20 protein-coding genes are annotated in these 20941 nt (G+C 67.2%); 14 read left to right on the plus strand and 6 right to left on the minus strand.

Features of this window, described 5'->3' with window-relative positions:
• Nucleotides 1-18: 18 nt before the first annotated feature.
• Nucleotides 19-615 carry a 2-phospho-L-lactate guanylyltransferase gene (gene cofC, locus B2G71_RS15265; protein ID WP_240530174.1) on the minus strand — a complete coding sequence of 199 codons (597 nt, stop codon included), beginning with the start codon at nt 613-615 and terminating at the stop codon, nt 19-21.
• A complete protein-coding gene (gene npdG / locus B2G71_RS15270; RefSeq protein WP_098107302.1) occupies nt 612-1262 on the minus strand; it encodes an NADPH-dependent F420 reductase in 651 nt (216 codons plus the stop codon). The genes cofC and npdG overlap by 4 nt, the downstream gene beginning before the upstream one ends.
• A gap of 121 nt (nt 1263-1383) precedes the next feature.
• On the opposite strand from npdG, the gene cofE reads away from it, so the two are divergent.
• Genes cofE through cofH form a run of 3 tightly spaced genes read left to right on the plus strand, consistent with a single transcriptional unit; the run spans nt 1384 to nt 5434 of the window.
• The gene (cofE, locus tag B2G71_RS15275) at nt 1384-2166 is read left to right on the plus strand and encodes a coenzyme F420-0:L-glutamate ligase (protein ID WP_098107304.1); all 783 of its coding nucleotides are present in this window, start codon (nt 1384-1386) and stop codon (nt 2164-2166) included.
• Nucleotides 2163-3110 (plus strand): 2-phospho-L-lactate transferase, encoded by a 948-nt coding sequence (gene cofD, locus B2G71_RS15280; RefSeq protein WP_098107306.1) that lies wholly within the window; start codon nt 2163-2165, stop codon nt 3108-3110. Before cofE ends, cofD begins: the two co-directional genes overlap by 4 nt.
• Nucleotides 3111-3112: 2 nt before the next feature.
• Entirely contained in the window at nt 3113-5434 is a 2322-nt protein-coding gene (gene cofH / locus B2G71_RS15285; protein ID WP_098107307.1) for a 5-amino-6-(D-ribitylamino)uracil--L-tyrosine 4-hydroxyphenyl transferase CofH, read from the plus strand.
• A 6-nt stretch (nt 5435-5440) separates the two neighbouring features.
• Here cofH and B2G71_RS15290 read toward each other — a convergent pair whose 3' ends face one another.
• From B2G71_RS15290 to B2G71_RS15300, 3 genes are all read right to left on the minus strand, one after another.
• A complete protein-coding gene (locus tag B2G71_RS15290) occupies nt 5441-5908 on the minus strand; it encodes a VOC family protein (RefSeq protein ID WP_098107309.1) in 468 nt (155 codons plus the stop codon).
• A gap of 2 nt (nt 5909-5910) precedes the next feature.
• Nucleotides 5911-7077: a sulfotransferase gene (locus B2G71_RS15295; RefSeq protein ID WP_098107311.1), complete on the minus strand. Its 1167-nt coding sequence runs from the start codon at nt 7075-7077 to the stop codon at nt 5911-5913.
• A 127-nt stretch (nt 7078-7204) separates the two neighbouring features.
• On the minus strand, nt 7205-8098 hold the full coding sequence (locus B2G71_RS15300; protein WP_240530175.1) for an AraC family transcriptional regulator: 894 nt from the start codon (nt 8096-8098) through the stop codon (nt 7205-7207).
• 182 nt (nt 8099-8280) lie between these two features.
• Here B2G71_RS15300 and B2G71_RS15305 point away from each other — a divergent pair, with 182 nt between their 5' ends.
• From B2G71_RS15305 to B2G71_RS15315, 3 genes are read left to right on the plus strand one after another with little or no spacing between them, the layout of a single operon-like run.
• The gene (locus B2G71_RS15305) at nt 8281-9072 is read left to right on the plus strand and encodes an SDR family oxidoreductase (protein WP_098107312.1); all 792 of its coding nucleotides are present in this window, start codon (nt 8281-8283) and stop codon (nt 9070-9072) included.
• A 31-nt stretch (nt 9073-9103) separates the two neighbouring features.
• Nucleotides 9104-10111: an alcohol dehydrogenase catalytic domain-containing protein gene (locus B2G71_RS15310; RefSeq protein ID WP_098107314.1), complete on the plus strand. Its 1008-nt coding sequence runs from the start codon at nt 9104-9106 to the stop codon at nt 10109-10111.
• Between the two features lies 1 nt (nt 10112).
• Complete coding sequence (locus B2G71_RS15315) at nt 10113-11399, plus strand: MBL fold metallo-hydrolase (RefSeq protein WP_098107315.1); 1287 nt, start codon at nt 10113-10115, stop codon at nt 11397-11399.
• 176 nt (nt 11400-11575) lie between these two features.
• Here the strand turns inward: B2G71_RS15315 and B2G71_RS15320 are convergent, their stop codons facing one another.
• On the minus strand, nt 11576-12685 hold the full coding sequence (locus tag B2G71_RS15320) for a helix-turn-helix transcriptional regulator (RefSeq protein ID WP_098107317.1): 1110 nt from the start codon (nt 12683-12685) through the stop codon (nt 11576-11578).
• Nucleotides 12686-12758: 73 nt separating this feature from the next.
• Here B2G71_RS15320 and cysD point away from each other — a divergent pair, with 73 nt between their 5' ends.
• The 8 genes from cysD (at nt 12759) to B2G71_RS15360 (ending at nt 20937) form a co-directional block, all read left to right on the plus strand.
• Nucleotides 12759-13670: a sulfate adenylyltransferase subunit CysD gene (cysD, locus tag B2G71_RS15325; protein WP_098107319.1), complete on the plus strand. Its 912-nt coding sequence runs from the start codon at nt 12759-12761 to the stop codon at nt 13668-13670.
• 96 nt (nt 13671-13766) lie between these two features.
• On the plus strand, nt 13767-15689 hold the full coding sequence (gene cysN, locus B2G71_RS15330) for a sulfate adenylyltransferase subunit CysN (protein ID WP_098107320.1): 1923 nt from the start codon (nt 13767-13769) through the stop codon (nt 15687-15689).
• Nucleotides 15689-16426, plus strand: a complete 738-nt coding sequence (locus B2G71_RS15335) for a 3'(2'),5'-bisphosphate nucleotidase CysQ (protein WP_098107322.1) — start codon at nt 15689-15691, stop codon at nt 16424-16426. The genes cysN and B2G71_RS15335 overlap by 1 nt, the downstream gene beginning before the upstream one ends.
• Before the next feature lie 55 nt (nt 16427-16481).
• A complete protein-coding gene (locus B2G71_RS15340) occupies nt 16482-17156 on the plus strand; it encodes a TetR/AcrR family transcriptional regulator (protein WP_098107324.1) in 675 nt (224 codons plus the stop codon).
• Between the two features lie 105 nt (nt 17157-17261).
• Nucleotides 17262-18245 (plus strand): MDR family oxidoreductase, encoded by a 984-nt coding sequence (locus B2G71_RS15345; RefSeq protein ID WP_098107406.1) that lies wholly within the window; start codon nt 17262-17264, stop codon nt 18243-18245.
• A gap of 45 nt (nt 18246-18290) precedes the next feature.
• Nucleotides 18291-19991 (plus strand): AMP-binding protein, encoded by a 1701-nt coding sequence (locus tag B2G71_RS15350; RefSeq protein ID WP_346426941.1) that lies wholly within the window; start codon nt 18291-18293, stop codon nt 19989-19991.
• A gap of 11 nt (nt 19992-20002) precedes the next feature.
• Nucleotides 20003-20431 (plus strand): nuclear transport factor 2 family protein, encoded by a 429-nt coding sequence (locus B2G71_RS15355; protein WP_098107327.1) that lies wholly within the window; start codon nt 20003-20005, stop codon nt 20429-20431.
• A 74-nt stretch (nt 20432-20505) separates the two neighbouring features.
• Entirely contained in the window at nt 20506-20937 is a 432-nt protein-coding gene (locus tag B2G71_RS15360; protein ID WP_346426942.1) for a MarR family transcriptional regulator, read from the plus strand.
• The last annotated feature ends 4 nt before the right edge of the window (nt 20938-20941 follow it).

Consider the following 20941-nt stretch of genomic DNA (forward strand, 5'->3'; position numbering starts at 1 on the left):
TTCCGACCCCTTTGGGGTTCAGGACTCTCGCCAACCTGCATCGGCAAGATCGTCGGGTTCGTCTATATCTTTTGCAAGACCGTTCCCGAGGATCGCGCACGCGTTGTAGCCAATCCGCCTTGCCTCGGATCGATGGCGCGCGAAGCTTCCTGAGCCGTAGGCGAAGCGAAACCGGTCCGCGCCGGGCAGGGGCAGCGAGAGCGCATTTGTGCCGGTGCCGTGCCGGTCGGGGGCGACGCCGATGGTGTCGCGCGGCAGGTCGATGAGCCGTATGAGATCGGCCTGCGTGAGTAGCGGGAGGTCGCCCGCGAGCGTGACCACCCGGCCTCCGCCGCGATGCGCGACCTGGTCCAACGCCCATTGCAGCGCGACGTTGAGTCCGCCGCCCGGGTCTTCTGCCCATTCCACGCCGTCGCCTTGCGGCGCCGAGCCACCGATCACCAGCACCGCGTCGATCGCGTCGTAGGCGCGCGCGGTGGCGACGACATGCGCGAGCATGTCAGCGGCGAGGCGCGCCCGCTCGGCAGGCGAGAGCACGCCGGAGAGGCGGCTCTTGGCCCGCGAGGCGGGCTTGGCGGGAACGACGGCCCAGCAGGGTCCAGCGGGACTGATCAAGGAATCGCGGGGGCTTCGGCGAGCCGGGTGAAGCGGATCCCGGCACCGTCGGCCTTGTAGGTCTTGTTCATATAGATGAGGATCGAGGTCAGCGCTTCGGCCGCGGCCGAATTGGCCAGCGAGCCGCCCGATAGGCCGCGCACGCCCATGCCGGGGCACAGGTCGAGCACGGCCTTGCGAGCCTCTACGTCGTCGCCGAACACCAGAACGTCGCAGTCGATCTCGTGATCGCTGTCGAGGTGATGGGCCGAGACGTTGTGAAAGCCGGTGACGAGGCGCACGTCGTCGCCGAGATGCGCGCGCGCCTGCATCGCCGCGCTGCCTTCGGCGGGAAGCTGCACGCGCATGACCTTGGGCGGGACCAGCGGCACGGTCGTGTCGACGACGATCGCTGCCCCGACCTTGTCGCGGATCAGCGCGAGCGTGCCTTCCTGCGAGGCGTGGGGCACGGTGACGAAGACGAAGTCCTTTCCGACCGCGGCGTCGTCGTTCGCGGCAAAGCCGACGCCGCCGAGATCCTCGGCGGCGGCCTGCGCCTTCTCGGCCGAGCGCGATCCGATCGTCACCTCGTGCTCGGCCTTGGCCAGACGGCGCGCGATTCCCTTGCCGAGCGCTCCGGTGCCGCCGATTACCGCGATTTTCGCCATTCTTTCGTTCTCCCGTTATCTTTCGGTTGCCTCTGAAGGACCAAAACCGATAGCCACGCGCGCAAACACAGCACGATGGGCGGCCGGTCAAGCCCAATGCGCAACGACAGGGACGCAGGGCATGTCGCAAATCGCTGAAATCCGCGCGTTCGCGCTTCCCGGGATGCCGCTGTTCGGCCCGGAAACGTCGATCGCCGACGAGATCCTAGCGTCGCTCGATCTCCTTGGCGAGACACTGCGCCCGGGCGACGTCTGCGTCGTCGCGCAAAAGATCGTATCGAAATGCGAAAGGCGCACGCGCGATCTCGCCACCGTCGAGCCCGATGCGCGGGCGTGTGAGATCGCGGCGGCTACGGGGCGCGACCCGCGCGTGACGGATCTCATAAAGGCCGAGAGCAGCGAGCTGCTGCGCGTCACCCCGGCAGCGATCATCGCCCGTCATCGCACCGGGCACGTGCTGGCCAACGCCGGCATCGATGCCTCGAACGTGGCTGACGGTGAAGACGAGCGCGTGCTGCTCTGGCCGCTCGATCCCGATTCGTCGGCACGGACGATTCGCGCCGGGATCGCCGATCGGACGGGCATCCGGCCGGCGGTCGTGATCGCCGACAGCATGGGCCGCGCCTGGCGGGTCGGCACGGTCGGCCACGCGATCGGCTGTGCCGGGCTTGCGGTGCTCGAGGATCGGCGCGGCACCGGCCGTGACCTGTTCGGCCGCACCTTGCAGGCGACGATCGTCGCGGTGGCGGATTCGGTCGCGGCGGCCGCGACACTGGCGATGGGCGAGGGTGACGAGGGCACGCCCGTCGCGATCGTGCGCGGCGCGGAGCGCTGGGTGAGCGCGGACGATGGCCCGGGCGCGGTCAGCGGCCTGCGTCCGCTCGAGCAGGACATGTTCCGATGAGCCATGTCCTCGCGCTCAGCGGCGGCGTCGGTGGCGCCAAGCTCGCGGCGGGGCTCGCCGCCGTGCTGGCGCCCGAGGACCTCACGATCGTCGTCAACACCGGCGACGATTTCGAGCATCTCGGGCTGACGGTGTGTCCCGACATCGACTCGGTCACTTACGCGCTTGCCGGGCTCAACGACACCGAGCGGGGCTGGGGCGTGAAGGACGAGACCTGGCAGGCCATGGCGATGCTGCGCGATCTTGGCGCGCCCGACTGGTTCAACCTTGGCGACCGCGATCTCGGCATGCACCTTGCCCGCAGCGCGCGGCTGCGCGCGGGCGAGAGCCTCTCCGAAGCGACCGAGGCGCTTACGCGCAGCCTCGGCATCGCGCCGCGCGTCGTGCCCATGAGCGATGCGCCGGTGCGTACCCAGATCGAGACCGAGGCGGGCTGGCTCGAATTTCAGCACTACTTCGTGCGCGAGCAGTGCCGCCCCGTCGCGCGCGCGATCCGCTTCGCCGGAGGCGGGCTGGCGGAGCCGTCGCCAGCCTTCGCCGAGACGCTGGCGCGGCCCGACCTGGGCGCGGTGATCGTGTGTCCCTCAAATCCCTTTCTCAGCGTCGATCCCATCCTTGCCCTTGCCGGCGTTGGCGAGGCCCTGCAGGCGCGTGACGTGCCCGTCGTCGCGGTCTCGCCGATCGTCGGGGGCACCGCGATCAAGGGGCCGCTCGCGAAACTGATGGGCGAACTCGGACAACCGGTTTCGAACGCCGCGATCGCGGCGCATTACGGAGCGTTGATCGACCATCTCGTGATTGATTCCTCGGACCGTGCCGAGGCGGAGGGGTTGCGTGCTGCCGGCCTTTCCGTCACGATTACCCATACAGTCATGTGCGATGCCGAGGATCGGGAGCGGCTTGCGCGCGTAGCACTGTCGGCAGCCCGAACAGAAACAGGATGACCATGGCGCGCGACGACAGTGCACTGATCGATTATTTGCTCAATTCCCCGCTCGAAACGCTCCAGGCCGAGGCCAGGGCCCGCCGCGACGCGCGCGGTCCGGCGCGGATGACCTATTCGCCCAAGGTCTTCATTCCGTTGACGCGGCTGTGCGCCGACGTGTGCCACTATTGCACGTTCGCGACCACGCCCTCGCGGCTCGAAGCGCCCTTCCTCTCCGAGGATCAGGTGCTCGGGATCGCGCGCGCCGGTGCGGCGGCGGGCTGCAAGGAAGCGCTGTTCACGCTCGGCGACGCGCCCGAGCGCCGCTACGCCGTCGCGCGCGACTGGCTCGCCGAGCGCGGCTTCTCGCGGACGATCGATTACGTGCGCCACTGCGCCGCACGGGTATTGGAGGAAACCGGGCTGCTGCCCCACGTCAACGCGGGCATTCTTGCCGAGGACGACTACCGCATGCTCCGCCCGGTCGCCGCGTCGGTGGGTCTCATGCTCGAAAGCACTTCCGAGCGGCTGCTCGAGAAGGGTGCGGCGCACCATGGTTCGCCCGACAAGGTTCCGGCCTTGCGGATCGAATCGCTCGCGGCGGCCGGGCGCGCGCGGGTGCCGACCACCAGCGGCATCCTGATCGGCATCGGCGAGGCGCCGCACGAACGCATCGAGGCGCTGCTCGCGCTGCGCGACCTGCATCGCGAGCACGGCCACCTGCAGGAAGTGATCGTCCAGAACTTCTGCCCCAAGCCCGGCACCAAGATGGCGCAGGCGCCCGAGGCTTCCGAAGCCGATTTCCTGCGAGTGATCGCGGCCGCGCGGATCGTGCTGCCCGAGGAGGTGTCGGTTCAGGCGCCGCCCAACCTCAACGACGAGCGGCTTGCCGAGCTGATCGACTGCGGCATCGACGACTGGGGCGGGATTTCTCCGGTCACGCTCGATCACGTCAATCCCGAGGCGCCGTGGCCCGAGGTCGAGCAGCTCGCCGAAGTCTGCGCGCGCGCGGGCCTGCCGCTCGCCGAGCGGCTGACGATCTACCCGCGCTATCTCGCGAGCGACGACCGCTCGTGGCTCGATCCCGCGATCCGGCCCGCGGTGCTGCGTCTGTCCGACAGCGAGGGGCTCGCTCGCGACAGCCGCTGGAGCCCCGGTGTCGCCGAGCCCGTGCCGGGCACGACCGATGCGCCGCTCGGGCCGATCCTGCGCGGTCCCGGCAGCAGGCGCATCGACCATATCCTCGAGCGCGCGGCGTGTGGCGCCGAACTCGGCGAGTCCGAGATCACGACGCTCTTCACCGCACGCGGCGCTGGCGCGCGGGCCGTGGTCGAGGCCGCCGATGCGCTGCGCGTAGAGGCCATGGGCGAGACCGTGACCTACGTCGTCAACCGCAACATCAACTACACCAACATCTGCACCCACGCCTGTTCGTTCTGCGCGTTCTCGAAGACCAGCAGCAAGGCGGGTTTCCGCGACAAGCCCTATGATCTCGACCTTGAGGAGATCGCCGAAAGGGCGCGCGAGGCCGAGGCGCGCGGAGCGAGCGAGGTCTGCCTGCAGGGCGGCATCCACCCGCGCTATACGGGCGAGACCTACCTCGCGATCCTGCGCGCGGTGAAGGACGCCTGTCCCTCGCTGCATGTCCACGCCTTCTCGCCGCTCGAAGTGAGCCAGGGCGCGCGCACGCTGGGCATGCCGGTGATCGACTATCTGCGGCGCCTGAAGGATGCCGGGCTTGGCTCGCTCCCGGGCACGGCGGCGGAGATCCTGTGCGACGACATCCGCGCGCAGATCTGCCCGGACAAGCTGACCACCGCCGAATGGCTGTCGGTCGTCGGCGACGCGCACCGTGTTGGCCTGCCGACGACGTCGACGATCATGTTCGGCCACCTCGAACGCCCCGAACACTGGGCGCGCCACTTGCTGGCGCTGCGCCGGCAGCAGGGCGAGACGGGCGGCTTCACCGAATTCGTGCCGCTGCCGCTGGTCCACATGGAAGCGCCGTTCTACCGCCGGGGCGAGAGCCGCAAGGGCCCAACCTGGCGCGAGGCGGTGATGATGCACGCGGTTGCGCGGATCGCGCTGCACGGGTCGATCCCGTCGATCCAGTGCTCATGGGTCAAGCTAGGCGTCGAGGGCGCGGCGGCCATGCTCAACGCGGGCTGCAACGACCTGGGCGGCGTGCTGATGAACGAAAGCATCAGCCGCGCGGCGGGCGCGAGCCACGGCCAGGAACTCAGCGTCGACGTGCTGCGCGCGGCCGCGCAGAGCGCCGGCCGTCCGCTGCGCCAGCGCACCACGCTCTACGGGCGCGTCGCCTGCGAGAGCGAGTGCGCCTGAGCGCGCTCACATCGCCCGGATCTGGTCCCAGGCGGCATCGGTCATCCAGGTGTACTCGAGATAGTGCCCGACCAGCGGCCGTGCATCGAGGTAGAGGAACTTGAGCGCATCGCCGCCCATGTCGCGTTCCATCGCCACCGGCAGGTCCTGCTTGGCGACGCGCGCGCGGAAATCGCTCCAGTCGGACACCCGCGCGCAGGTCTGGTGAAAGCGCAGCGGCCCGCCGTTCGAGACGCAGTTGCCATAGATGCCGAGCGGGTCCGTGAGAGGCTGGATCAGTTCGTACTGCATCTCGCCGATCCAGATGAAGGCCAGCTTCATCCGGTTGACGACCTCGCCCCGCGGGGAATCGACCGGCTGGTCGACTTCGATGACCCGCGGCTCGTGCGTCATCCCGCGCCCGCGGAACTGGGCGATGCCTTCCTCGATATCGTCGCAGACATAGCCGAGTTGGTAGAGATGTCCCTCGATCATCGTCAGCCCTCCATCGCGACGTCGTAACGCGCCAGGTAGCGTTCGAAGAGTGGGACGAGGTCGTCCTTGGTCAGTCCGTACTGCGCCAGCTTGTATTCATGCTTGCCGAACTTGTTCTGCGGATTGTCGTCGATCCAGCCCTGGATTCCGGCTTCGGCCTCGCTGGTCCATTCATCGCCCAGCGCCTTGTAAAGGGCCTTCATGGTGGCCAGCGGATCGTCGAGCAGGCGATCGTAGTGGACGTCGATCACCCGATCCTCGCCGTGCTTGTCGCGGAAGTCCATGATCCGTTCGGCGTGCTGCTGCGCCTGCCACGGGTAGTTCTCGCCCAGCCATTCGGTGTCGGGTTTGCCGAGATAGGCATAATGGCTCATCGAAATGATCGAGCACAGAGACGCGGTGGCGGAATAGGGATCGCGGTGAGTCCAGACGAGCCGCGCATCGGGATATTCCTTGATGAGATAGTCCAGATGCAGCGCGTGGCTGGGCATCTTGAGGTTCCACACGCCGGTGTTGTGGTGCTGCAGCGTTTGCAGGAACTTGCGGTGATAGGAATAGGCGCTCGTCATGTCGGCGCCGAAGATGAACTCGCGGTAGCCCGGCAGCTTGCCTTTCGATTCGATCATCAGCGTCTTGAAGTCGTGCGCCAGGAACCAGACGCATTCGTGCGGGTAGATCGGCGAGGAGCGGTAGACCTTGCCCATCTCGGGCCGGGCCTCGAGCATCGCGCGATGGGCCTCGAGCTTGGCCAGCGCGCGCGGATCGGTCTTGAGCATGCCTGCCTGCGCCGGCGGCACCGGCTCCTCGATCTCCCATTCGAGTGGCGAGCGCCGCGCCGGATCGGCGGCGAGCAGGTTCGACAGCAGCGTGGTGCCGGTGCGGGGGATGCCGAAGACGAAAACCGGCCGCTCGATCTTGCGGCTCGTCAGCTCGGGGTTCTGCCGCAAGTAGTCGGCGACGCGCAGGCGATTGCCGAGATAGGTCACACAATCGTTCGCGGCGCGCTCGATGCCTCCGTCGGTAACGATCCCCTGGGCGATGCCGCGATTGAAATCGTCGACGAAGACGGTGAGGCCCTCGCGATAAGATTCGCTGTCGAAGCTGTCGAGGCCCGTGGCCTTCACGGCTTGATCGACGAGCGCGTCGGCGTTGAGCTGCGGTTGCGCCATGGATTCGGCTCCTCTGTCCCGTTCGTATCCGGGGCCGCTGCGGGCCCTTGCCTTGCACTAGCGCTTTGGCGCGACTGGTTGGCAACGCGGCTGGGTTGTCAATTCGGGACGGGCCGTCGATTTCGGGTCAAGACCCGACAGGAGACTCGCGCGTGACGAAGTGGCCCTGGCGGTCACGGAAGGCGCTCGGCGTCGTCCCGACCGCGCGGCGGAACGCGAAGGCGAAGCTGGACGGCGAAGCAAACCCCAGTGCGAAGGCGATCGTCTTGACGCTCTCGCCCGCCATGAGGCGGCGCTTGGCGGCTTCCATCCGACGCTGCTCGACATGGTCTCCGATCGAGCACGAGCGGCTCACTTTGAAACCTCGCGTGAGCTGGCGAACCGAAATCGCGCACAAGTCCGCCAGTTCGCTCAGCGTCGGCGGCGGTGCGTCGGCCGCGAGGCGCTCATCGATCAGCCGCAGCCGCCATCCGGCGAGCCCGCCTGTGATCGGCCGTTCGGCCACTTCGAGGCAGTAGCGCCCCAGCTCGACCGCGAGTTCGCCGTTAAGGAACGCGATCATCCGCGCGCTGGCGAGACCCGGATGACGCACTTCCTCGGTCAGTCGGAACAGCAGCGCGCGGATTCGGGCGCTGGAGATGTCGAGCGTGGCGGCAAGGTGCTGGTCGTCCCATTCGAGCCGCTGGCCGACGATCTCGTGGATCGGCGCCGGATCGAGTTCGCATACCAGCGAGGCCTGTCGCCCGCTGCCGCCGCCGATGAACAGCGTCTCGCCAGGCGGCAGCAGGACTATGTCGCCGAGCGGTTCGAGACGAGTCGGGCCCCAGCGGTCGCGATAGCCCGCGCGGGCGTTGGGCGGGCGCGGCGTGAGGCACATGTTGAGGTAGTATGTGTCGCTTGGCGGAAACAGCGAGGCGGTTGGCGCGGCAATGTCGAAGCGCACGATCTGGGCGCGCAGGCCCGGGCTCATGGCTTGCGCGTCGACGATGACTCTTGCCTGGTTGTCCGGGTCCCGGGGCACGCGGCCTGTCCCTCCCTTGCAATGCGCGCCCGGCGCGGGGGCGCCGCATTGTGTCTGTTTCTCTATGATGCGGCTTGATGTCTACGCTGCGGGGCCTTGCGGGGCAAGCCACTGAGGCCGAGTCTCCGGGCCGAGAAAGGCGTTGCCGCGAGCGCCGCAAATGGGATCGAGGAGACAAAGGCATGGCCGCAGGCCTGTTCGACTGCACGGGAAAAGTGACTGTGGTGACCGGCGGCAACGGCGGTATCGGGCTCGGCTTCGCGACGGGCTGCGCCAAGATGGGCGGCGATATCGCGATCTGGGCGCGTAACGCGGAGAAGAGCGCCAAGGCCAAGGCCGAGCTGGAAGCGGCCGGCGCCGGCAAGGTCGTCGCCTACCAGATCGACGTTTCCGACGAGGCGAACATCGTCGGCGGGTTCGAGCAGGTCATGGCCGACTTCGGGCGCGTCGATTGCGTCTTCGCCAATTCCGGCGCGAGCCCGCGCTATGATTCGGTCTTCGATATGCCGACCGAGCATTGGTACGAGTTTCAGAAGACAGCGCTGCACGGCGCCTTCTTCACCCTGCGCGAGGGCGCGCGGCACATGGTCGCGCGGGCCGAGGCGGGCGAGCCGGGCGGCAGCCTCGTCGCCTGTGGCTCGCTCTCGCTGTTCCAGGGGCTCGCCGGCAAGATGGAGTATGCCTCATCCAAGGCGGGAATCGCCGCCACGGTGCGCTGCCTCGCCGCCGAACTGGGAGTCCACGGCATTCGCGCCAATGTCGTCGCGCCCGGGCTGATCATCACCCCGATGATGGGGGACGATCCGCGCGTGGAACAGGGGCTCCAGGCGCACTACGGCCCGCAGACGCCGATGAAGCGCGTTGGCTATCCTTCCGATTTCGAGGGCATCGGCGCCTACCTGTGCAGCGATGCCTCCTCGTTCATGACCGGCGAGACGGTGGTCATCGACGGCGGCTACATGATCCGCCCCTGACAAGGGACCTTTGGGGGGCGAGGAGAGAGTGATGGAACTTCTGAAGATCCACGGCGCCGGCGATGTCCGGCTCGACGCTTACGAACGCCCGGCCGCGGGCGCGAAGGACGTCGTCGTCCGGATGAAGTCGGTGGGCATCTGCGGCTCGGACCTGAGCTACATCAAGATGGGCGGCATCCCGCCCGGCACCGAGACCGCGCTCGGCCACGAGGGCGCGGGCGAGGTCATGGAAGTGGGCGCCGAGGTGGAGGGCATCGCGGTGGGCACGCCGGTCATCGTCAACCCGATGATGACGCCCAGCAACATAGGCTCGGGCGGTCCCGAAGGCGCCTTCACCCAGGAACTGCTGGTGCGCGACGCGCGGCTCGGCGATTCGATCCTGCCGATCCCCGAGGGCATATCCTATGATGTCGCGGCGATGTGCGAGCCGCTCGCCGTCGCGATGCACGGCGTCAATCGCGCCGAGGTCTCGCCCGGCGACAAGGTCGTGGTCTTCGGCTGCGGCCCGATCGGGCTGGGGATGCTGCTCTGGCTCGTCGATCGCGGCATTACCGATGTCGTTGCCTTCGACCTCGCCGAAGAGCGGCTGGAGCGGGCGAGGGCGCTCGGCGTGCAGGCGGCGCTCAATCCGGCGCAATGCGACGTGCGCGCCGAACTGGCGAAGCTGCATGGCGAAGTGCCGAGCTATGGCCGCGTCGGCGTCGGCACCGATGCCTGGATCGACGCGGCGGGCGCGCCCTCGATCCTCACCGACGTGATCATGATGGCCAAGTGGCATTCGCGCATGGTGATCACCGCCGCCTACATGAAGCCGATCGAGTTTCCCGTGGGGCGCATGCTGACGAGCGAGATGACGATCACCACCGCCGTCGGCTATCCCACCGAAATGCCCGAGGTGATCGCCGCGATGCCGCGTTTGAAGGACAAGATCGCGGCGATGATCAGCCACAAGCTGCCGTTCAGCGACGTCATGAAAGGCCTGGAAATCGCCGCCACGCCGCAATCGGCCAAGGTCATGATCGGTTTCGGGGACGCATGAGATGAGCGAGGCCCAGGACAGCGCCCCCAAGCTCGCCGATCTCGTCCGCGCGGGCGACGCCCAGACCGAAGCGGTCGCGATCACCGACTTCGTCTTCCAGGCGAACGACATCTCGAACGCCTACCTTGTTACCACGAGCGACGGCGACGTGATGGTCAACACCGGCTTCATGGATCATGCAGAGCGCAACAAGGCGTTGCTGGCACCGCACCGCACCGGCCCGCTGCGCACGATCGTGCTGACACAGAGCCATGCGGACCATTTCGGCGGCGTGCCCGACTTCGCCGAGCCGGGGACCAAGGTCGTTGGCGGTCCGGGTTTCGTCGAGGCCAATGCCGACATGATGGCGCTGCAGTCCTTCTTCGGCCCGCGTAGCGGCAAGCTCTGGGCATCGACGCTCAAGCGCGGCGGCACGCCCAAGCCGCCGCCGATGATCGAGCCCGACATTCTGGTCGATCGCGAACTGAGCCTGGAGGTCGGCGATCGCACATTCGTGCTGATCTCGACGCCCGAGGGCGAGACCGTGGATAGTCTCACGGTCTGGATGCCGAAGGAAAAGATCGCCTTCACCGGCAATCTGTTCGGCCCGGTCTGGCTGTCGATGCCGTTCCTCAACACGCTGCGCGGCGACAAGCCGCGACTTGTGAGGAATTACCTCAAGTCTCTCGAAAAAGTCCGCGATCTTGGTGCGGAAATGATCGTGACCGGTCATGGCGAGCCGATCCGGGGCGCCGCGCGCATCCGCGCCGATCTCGACACGATGCACGCCGCCGTGAGCCATGTGCGCGACTACACGCTCGAGGGCATGAAGGCCGGCAAGACGGTCCATGCGCTGATGCATGAATTCGCCTGGCCCGAAGGCATGGCGATCGGCGAATTCCACGGCAAGGCGACCTGGGCGGTCAAGTCGATCTGGCGCGAATACGCGGGCTGGTTCCACTACGAGGACGGCACCACCGAGCTTTACGGCGTGCCGCGATCGAGCGTCTATGCCGACCTTGCCGAACTGGCGGGCGGCGCTTCGGCGATCGCCGCGCGCGCGCTCAAACGCCTCGATGCGGGCGAGCCGCTCCAGGCGATCCACCTCATCGACACCGCGCTCGGCGCGGAGCCGGGTAACATCGCGGCGCTGCAGGTGAAGAAGGCCGCGCACGAGGTGCTTCTGGCTGCCAGCGGGGGAAGCAACCTGTCCGAAACGATGTGGCTGCGCTCCGAAATCGCGGCGGCCGAGCGCGCCTTGCAGACGACCGGCGCCGACCGGCCCGCCGACGCGGACAGTGCGACGTAATCGCATCCGCCACGGATGGTTCGGTCGCGGCGGTATCGATCTCGGGCAATTGGACCTTTTTGCGCGAGCCGGCGTCCGCCATTGAATGGCCGGCGGCCGATCGGATCTTCGATACCTTGCAGAGCGTGCGCCAGGACATCAACAGCGACCCGCCGCCCTCCCTTGCAGGCCGGGCGTCAGGCGAACTGGGCGGCGCTTTCGCAGACCAGTCGCACCAGCTCGGCCTGGCCGCGCACGTCTAGCTTGCCGTAGAGCTTCTTGGAATAGTTGCGCGTGGTCTCGATCGTCAGGCCCAGCGCCGCGCCCGCTTCGGTCAGCGAGAGTCCGTCGCTGAGCGCGACGGCCAGTTCCGCCTCGCGCCGGGGCAGATCGAACAGCCGCGCGAATGCGCCGGCACGGTCGCCCGCGTCCCGGCGCGGCATGCGCAGCAGCGCGATCATCGCGGGGCGCTCGACGGCGTCGGCATCGCCGGGAGAGGGCGGGCGTGCGCCCGGACAGAGCTGCGCTTCGAGCCGGGGCGTCTCCTGGAGGACGATCGGCTCGGCGGCCGCGTCGGGATCGGCGGCGAAGTGCGCGGCTGCTGCGATGAGCTTGCGTTCGACCGCCGGTCCGAACTGTCGGATACGATCGCCCGCCGCGATCGTGGTTCCGAGCAGCCCGGCAAGCGCGGCTTCGGTCTGCTCGGGCAACGTCAGCACCTCGCCGTTCGCGCGAAACGCGATCCAACCGATCCCCGAACGCTGCAGGCCGGCTTGCGAAACCTCGGCGATGGCGCGGTCCCGCTCCTGCGCGAGCAGGCCGCGCAGAACCGTCGCCACATAGGGTGCCAGGGTCGAAAGCAGCGCGCCCTGGGCGGCGGTGCAGGGGCGACCGCTCGCGATCGAAAGCCACGCGTCGGCGCCGCGCTCGTCGAGCAGGCGCACGGTGCGTTCGTCGGCGATCCCGAGCCGCGCCATGTAGCGGCGGCGCTGGGCCTGGCGAACCGGGTCGGCGTCGAAGTATTCGGCCGAGCCGTAGACACGGCCGGGGCGCAGACGATCGTACTGGATGCGGTCGAGCTCGATCAGCTCCGCGGCGCCTTGTTCGTGAGCGCGGCTGTGCAGGTCGAGCCCCACCCAATACCGCACCGGATCGCGTCCCGAGCCGGATCGCAGGTGGATGGCCGCATATACGGCGTCGCAGCGGCGCTTGAAGCGCGAGAGAAACGTCGAAAAGCGCGGGTTTTCCGCCGCGCCGCCCAGCAGCGGCAAGAGGAGATCGGTTTCGTCGGGGCCGGTGAGCGCCATAATCCTCCCATATGGGAGGTTCATTGCGGAATCACTACTCTATCTTGATCGCGATCGACGAACGGAGTGGTTCATGAAGACGCTGACGCACCTCGAACGCCTCGAGGCCGAATCCATCCACATCATCCGCGAGGTCGCCGCCGAGGCCGAAAAGCCGGTGATGCTCTATTCGGTGGGCAAGGACAGCGCGGTCATGCTCCACCTCGCGCGCAAGGCCTTCCATCCCTCGCCGCCGCCGTTCCCGCTGCTTCACGTCGACACGACCTGGAAGTTCAAGGCGATGTACGAGCTGCGCGACCGCATGGCCTCGGAATCGGGCATGGACCTGCTCGTCTACCACAATCCCGAGGCGGCCGAGAAAGGGATCAATCCCTTCGAGCACGGCTCGCTCCACACCGACATGTGGAAGACCGAGGGGCTCAAGCAGGCGCTCGACAAGTACGGCTTCGACGCGGCCTTTGGCGGCGCGCGCCGCGACGAGGAAAAGAGCCGCGCCAAGGAACGCATCTTCTCGTTCCGCACCTCCTCGCACGGCTGGGACCCGAAGAACCAGCGCCCGGAACTGTGGAACCTCTACAATGCGCGCAAGAGCAAGGGCGAATCGATCCGCGTCTTCCCGATCTCGAACTGGACCGAGCTCGATGTGTGGCAGTACATCCACCTCAACGACATCCCGATCGTGCCGCTCTATTTCGCCGAGAAGCGACCGACCTTCGAGTGGGAAGGGGGGCTGTTCATGGCCGACGACATGGATCGGATCGAGAAGATCCTCGGCTACCGCCCCGAAACCACCGACAAGTCGATCCGCTTCCGCACGCTCGGCTGCTTCCCGCTGACCGGGGCGGTCGAGAGCGAGGCCAAGACGCTGCCCGAGGTGATCCAGGAGACCCTGCTCACAACGACATCGGAACGCCAGGGCCGCGTGATCGACAAGGATTCCGGCGGCGCCGGCATGGAAGTGAAGAAGCAGCAGGGATACTTCTGAGGAAGCGCCCTCCACCGCTCGGGCTGAGCCTTTCGAAGCCAGCGAGCGACCTGCCAACGCCCATCGACAAGCTCGGGGCGAGCGGAGATTGAGAAAATGGCCGACACCCAAACCAAAGATGCCGTCTACGTCACCGACAAGCTCATCGCCGAGGATATCGACGCCTACCTCGAGCAGCACGAGCACAAGACGATGCTGCGCTTCATCACCTGCGGCAGCGTCGATGACGGCAAGTCCACGCTGATCGGGCGGCTGCTTTACGATTCGAAGATGATCTTCGAGGACCAGCTCGACGCGCTGACCCACGATTCCAAGAAGGTCGGCACGCAAGGCCAGGAGATCGACTTCGCGCTGCTGGTGGACGGCCTCGCCGCCGAGCGCGAGCAGGGCATCACCATCGACGTCGCCTACCGCTTCTTCAACACCGAGAAGCGCAAGTTCATCGTCGCCGACTGCCCCGGCCACGAGCAGTACACCCGCAACATGGTAACCGGCGCCTCGACCGCCGACCTCGCGGTGATCCTGATCGACGCGCGCAAGGGCGTGCTCGTCCAGACGCGCCGGCACAGCTACCTGTGCCACCTGATCGGCATCAAGAACATCGTGCTCGCGGTCAACAAGATGGACCTGGTCGACTACAGCCAGGAGGTCTTCGACAAGATCGTCGCCGACTATTCCGAGTTCGCGGAGTCGATCGGCATCGAGAGCTTCACGCCGATGCCGATCTCTGGCTTCAAGGGCGACAACATCACCACGAAGTCGCCCAACACGCCGTGGTACGAGGGGCCGACGCTGGTCGATCATCTCGAGACCGTCGAGGTGCTCAGCTCGCTCGACGCGGAAAAGCCCTTCCGCATGCCGGTGCAGTGGGTGAACCGTCCGAACCTCGATTTTCGCGGCTTTTCCGGCCTGATCGCCACCGGTTCGGTCAAGCCCGGCGACAGGATCCGCGTGCTGCCTTCTGGCAAGACCAGCAAGGTCAGCCGTGTCGTCGCCTTCGACGGCGATCTCGAGGAAGCGGTCGCGGGCCAGTCGGTCACGGTCTGTTTCGAGGACGAGATCGACTGTTCGCGCGGCTCGGTGATCGCGACCGCGGACGCGCCGCCCGAGACATCGGACCAGTTCGAGGCGACTTTTGTCTGGATGGCCGACGAGCCGATGACGCCGGGCCGCGCCTACTGGCTCAAGCTGGGCACGCAGATGGTCTCGGTGACGGTGCAGGAGCCCAAGTACGTCATCAACGTCAATACGATGGAGCACCTTGCCGCCAAGACCTTCGAGCTGAACGCGATCGGCGTCGCCGAACTGGCGACCGACAAGTCGATCGTCTTCGAGCCCTATGCCGACAACCGCACGCTCGGCGGCTTCATCCTGATCGACAGGATGACCAACGCCACGGTCGCGGCGGGCATGCTGCACTTCTCGCTTCGGCGCGCGCAGAACGTGCACTGGCAGGCAATCGACATCGGCCGCAAGCAGCACGCGGCGCTCAAGAACCAGAAGCCGGCGGTGCTGTGGTTCACGGGGCTTTCGGGATCTGGCAAATCGACCATCGCCAATCTTGTCGAGAAAAAGCTGCACCGGATGAACCGGCACACCTTCCTGCTCGACGGCGACAACGTGCGGCACGGCCTCAACAAGGACCTGGGGTTCACCGATGCCGACCGCATCGAGAATATCCGCCGTGTGGGCGAGGTGGCCAAGCTCATGACCGATGCCGGCCTGATCGTCATCACCGCCTTCATCTCGCCGTTCCAGGCCGAGCGCGATATGGTGCGCGCGATGCTGCCCGAAGGCGAGTTCCTCGAGGTCTTCATCGACACGCCGCTCAAGGTTGCCGAGAGCCGCGATGTCAAGGGCCTCTACAAGAAGGCGCGGTCCGGCCAGCTCAAGAACTTCACCGGTATCGACAGCCCCTATGAGGCGCCGCGCGAGCCGGAGATCCGAATAGACACTACCAAGATGTCGCCCGAGGACGCGGCCACGCTCGTCGTCGACACGCTGCTGGGAGACATTTGATGAGCATGACCGACGGCGATCTCGCGGCGCACCTCGCCGACCAGGCGGGCAAGATCCTGCTCCAGGTGCGGGCCTCGGGCATGTTCGAGGGCAAGTCGCTGGGCAAGGCGGGCGATCAGACCGCCAACCAGTTCCTCGTCCACGCGCTGCGCCAGCAGCGGCCCGAGGACGGGCTCCTCTCCGAAGAGGAGAAGGACAACCCTGAGCGGCTCGCCAAGGAACGCGTCTGGATCGTCGACCCGGTCGACGGCACGCGTGAATACGGCGAGGAGCGCACCGACTGGGCGGTGCACGTCGGCATGGCCGTCGACGGCGCGCCGACGCTGGGTGCAGTCGCGCTCCCCGGGCTCGACAAGGTGTTGCGCTCGGATCAGCCCGGCGAGGTGCCGCCCGCCCCCGACGTGCTGCGCATGGTCGTGAGCCGAACCCGTCCCGCCAAGGAGGCGACAGCGGTCGCCGAAAAGCTGGGCGCGCAGCTCGTGCCGATGGGCTCGGCGGGTGCGAAGGCGATGTCGATCCTGCTCGGCGATGCCGACATCTATCTGCATTCGGGCGGCCAGTACGAGTGGGATAGCTGCGCGCCCGCCGCGGTCGCGCTCGGCTGGGGCCTGCACTGTTCCCGGATCGACGGCAGTCCGCTGGTCTACAACCAGCACGACGTCTACATGCCAGACCTGCTCATTTGCCGCAAAGAGCATGCCGACAGGGTTCTGGCGGAAGTCGCGCCGATGATTTGACGCGAATCGACTGATCAACATTGTCGATTATTAATCGCGGCGCTATGCTCGACCCATGGCTGCGACGCGTACAGATCCAGATGGCCGCTCGCGGCGCCGGGTTCGCGATCCCGTCGCCACGCGCGAGACCATCCTCGAGGCGGCCAGCAATCTGCTCGCCAGGGACGGGCCCGAAGGCGTCAGCCTTTCGGCGGTGGCGCATCTCGCCGCCGTCAACCGGGGCACGGCCTACCAGCACTTCGAAACGCGCGAGCGCCTGATCGAAGCGGCGGTCGACTGGGTCTCCGACAAGCTGTTCCGCGCCGTGTTCGGCGATCCCGAGACGATCGGCGAACGCCGCGTCGAGGAGGTCGATTCCGCCGACATGACCGAGCGCCTGTGCGACTTCGCGATGGAAAACCCGGACTTGTGCCGCGTCTGGCTGCAGCAGGTGCTCGCTTCGCCCGACCCGCGCCAGGACCCGTTCTGGCGCGAATACTCGGGATCGTTCGGACGCTTCGCCGCGACCGATCTGGCCGAGCCGGACATCGACGTCGAAGTGCTCTCGGTCGTCAATCTGGCCGGCGTCTTCTTCTGGCCGATCCTCGCCCGCGCGCACGCGGCCGGCGATCGCCAGCGCACCGAACTGAGCCGCCGATATACCCGCGAAATCCTGCGTCTCTCGCTGTTCGGCACGATGCGTGCCGAGGCGTTTCCGGCGATCGTCGAGCGTGTTCGGCCCAAGTCCTGAAAAGGCCTTCGCCGGGGCGATGAGCCCGGCCCGTTCCCTTGACGGGGCCGGTGGCGTTGGCCTTGTGCGGCAGGAACGTTCCACCCGATGCAGAGGAAGAATGCGATGTTTTCCGCGATCGTGATCGACAAGTCCGACGACGGCCAGACCGTCACGATGCAACAGCTTGACGAGAGCGCGCTGCCCGAGGGGGACGTGACGATCGACGTCGCTTTCTCGACGCTCAACTTCAAGGACGGCCTGGCGATCACCGGGGCTTCGCCGGTCGTGCGCAAGTTTCCGATGGTGCCCGGGATCGACCTCGTCGGCACGGTGACCGAAAGCAGTCACGCGGACTGGAAAGCCGGTGACACGGTTGTCCTGAACGGCTGGGGCGTGGGCGAAACGCACTGGGGCGGTCTTGCGCAAAAAGCGCGGCTGAAGGGCGATTGGCTGGTTCCGTTGCCCTCGGCCTTCGCGCCCGCGCAGGCGATGGCGATCGGCACCGCCGGCTACACCGCCGCGCTGTGCGTCGACGCGCTGGTCGACTTCGGTGTGACGCCCGAACAGGGCGAGGTGCTGGTGACGGGCGCGACCGGTGGCGTCGGATCGGTCGCGATCGCGCTGCTCAAGGCGCTCGGCTTCACTGTCGTCGCGCTGACCGGCAAGACGAGCGAGGAAGGCTACCTCAAGGGCCTCGGCGCCGACGCGGTGATGGACCGGGCCGAGATGTCCGAAAAGGGCAAGCCGCTCCAGAAGGAGCGCTGGGCCGGCGTGGTCGATGCGGCGGGCAGCTTCACCCTCGCCAACGCACTGGCGCAGACGAAATACGGCGGCGCGGTCGCGGCTTGCGGGCTCGCGCAGGGCGCCGATCTCCCGGCGACCGTGATGCCCTTCATCCTGCGCGGCGTTTCGCTGCTCGGGATCGACAGCGTGATGGCGCCCAAGACCAAGCGTCTCAAGGCCTGGGATCGGCTCGCGCGCGATCTCGATCCCGACAAGCTCGAGGCGATCGGCACGAAGATCGGTCTGGGCGAGGCGATCGAGACTGCCAAGAAGTTCATGTCGGGCGAGGTGAAGGGCCGCTATATCGTCGATGTGAATGCCTGAGCCACGGTCCTGAACGGGATCGGGCAGCGGAGAGGAGATAACGGCGTGAGCGACAAGTCCCGAGGGATGTCGATCGTGCGCGGCGTGCCGCTCGACGAGGAACAGGGAGTCGGCGCGCTCACGCTCGGCGGCTACCTGCGCGAGATCGCCGGGCGTTATGGCCCGCGCGAGGCGGCGCGCATCCGCATCGACGGCAAAGTGACGAGCTGGACCTACGACGATCTGCTTGCCCGTTCGCTGGAGGTCGCGCGCGCGCTGGTCGCTTGCGGCGTCGGCAAGGGCACGCGCGTCGCGATCATCCAGACCAACCGGCTCGAGTTCCTCTCGAGCCTGTTCGGCACCGCGCTCGCGGGCGGGGTCGCGACGACGATCAGCACCTTCTTCACCGGTCCCGAGGTCGAGGAAGTGCTGCGCCAGTCCTGCGCCTCGGTGGTCCTGCTCGAGCGCAAGGTGCTCAAGAAGGACTTCGGCGAGATCCTGACCGCGCTCGAACCGGCGATCGCCACCACGGCGCCGGGCGCGCTCGCCTCGCGCAAGTTTCCCTATCTGCGCGTGCTCGCCTCGGTCGACAGCGACGAGGGGATGGGCGCGATCGAGGGCTGGCGGGGGTTCCTGTCGCGCGGCGAGGGCGTCGCCGACGATCTCGTCCATGCCATGGCCGATGCCGTCGCGCCGAGCGATCCGGGACTGCTGTTCTTCTCGTCCGGCTCGACCGGCAAGGCCAAGGGCATCCTGTGCGCGCACCGTGCGCCGTGCCTGCAGCTCTGGCGCTGGCCGCACTGGTATCGCATCGATCCCGATGCCCCGCCGCGCACATGGTCGGCCAACGGGTTCTTCTTCTCGGGCAACTTCGCGATGACGCTGGGCGGCACGCTCAGCAGCGGCGGCACGATCATCCTCCAGCGCTGGTTCGATGCCGCCGAGGCGGTGCAGCTCATGGCCGAGGAAAAGGTCTCGATGCCGATCGCATGGCCGCATCAATGGCCCCAGCTCGCCGAAGCACCGGGCTACGAGACGGCGGATCTTTCGGCGATGCGCTATGTCGACCGCAAGATGCCGATCGCGCGCCATCCCACGATCCACTCGTCCTGGGACGAGCCCGGCCACGCCTACGGCAGCACCGAAACCTTCACTCTGATCTCGGTCTATCCGGCAAATACGCCCGAAGAGGTTACGGGCGCGAGCCACGGGCCTCCGACCGCCGGATCGACCATCAAGATCGTCGATCCGCTGACGGGCGAGACCATGCCGCTCGGCGAACGGGGGGAGATCGCAGTGAAGGGGCCGACGATGATGCTCGGCTATCTCGGTATTCCGCTCGACGAGACGCTCGACGACGAGGGCTTTTTCCGTACCAACGACGGCGGCTATGTCGATGCGCAGGGGCGGTTGTTCTGGGAAGGACGGCTCAACGACATCATCAAGACCGGCGGCGCCAACGTGTCGCCGCTCGAAATCGACGCGGTGATCCGGACCTGTCCGGGCGTGGCGATCTCGCAGACCGTCGGCGTGCCCGACGAGCTGTTGGGCGAACGCGTCGTCACCTGTATCGTGCCCGTCGAAGGCGCGCACCTCGATGCCGAGACAATCCGCACTTTTGCGCGTGAGCGGCTCGCCGCCTTCAAGGTGCCGCGCGCCGTGCTCTTCGTCGAGGAGGCGGATCTCCAGACCACCGGCAGCGCGAAAATCAAGACCGCCGACTTGCGCAAGCTGGCGGCGCAGCGGCTCGAAGCCGAAGCGGTCTGAGGGCGGGCGCGATGGAAACGGTACCCGATTTCGCCGACTGGGTCGCCATCTGCAATCTGAAGGCGCGCTATTGCCGTTTGCTCGACACCCGCGATTGGGATGGCTGGAAGCAGCTCTTCACCGAGGACTGCGTCGTCGACACGACCGGCAGCGGCGGCAGTCTGGAGCATGGCCGCGACGCGTTCGTCGCCTCGGTTCGCAAGGCGCTCGACGGCGCGGAGACCGCGCACCAGGTCCATTCGCCCGAGATCGCGGTGGACGGGGACGAAGCGCATGTCGTCTGGGCGATGCAGGACAGGGTCAAGAAAGGCGGATGGGCGCTCACCGGTTACGGCCACTACGAGGAGCGCTGCGTGCGCACGCCGCAAGGCTGGAAGATCGCCTCGCAGAAGCTCACGCGGCTGATCATGGAAATGGCCCCGGGGGCCGACGCGGATTGACTCCGGCGGGGGCGGGCGAGATTGCGCTGGTCAATTTCGGGCCCACCCGGTAACGCCCGGTGATGGACGAGAACTTGGGAACCACGATTTCGCAAGTTGCAAGGCTGCTTCGCCGCTCGTTCGATGAACGCGCCCGGGCCATGGGGGTGACGCGTCCGCAATGGCAGGTCCTGTCGGCGCTCAGGCGCCACGAGGGCATCAAGCAGGGCGGTCTTGCGGAAATTCTCGAGGTCGAACCGATCACCGCCGGCCGGATGATCGACCGGCTGCAGGAAGCGGGGCTGGTTGAACGCCGGCCCGATCCCGCCGACCGCCGAGTCTGGCGTCTGTGCATGACCGACCGGGGCCGCGAGCTGCTGGACCAGATCCGGCCGCTGGGAGACGAAACGTCGGAAATGGCCTTCGAGGGCGTGTCGCAGAGCGACCGCCTTCAGCTCTACGAGACGCTCGTGAAGGTGCGGGCCAACCTGGCGCGCCGCGCCGACGCGGAAGACTGCGCCTCTTGAGCAA

The organism is Novosphingobium sp. PC22D, from assembly GCF_002556635.1.
Classification (GTDB): Bacteria; Pseudomonadota; Alphaproteobacteria; order Sphingomonadales; family Sphingomonadaceae; genus Novosphingobium.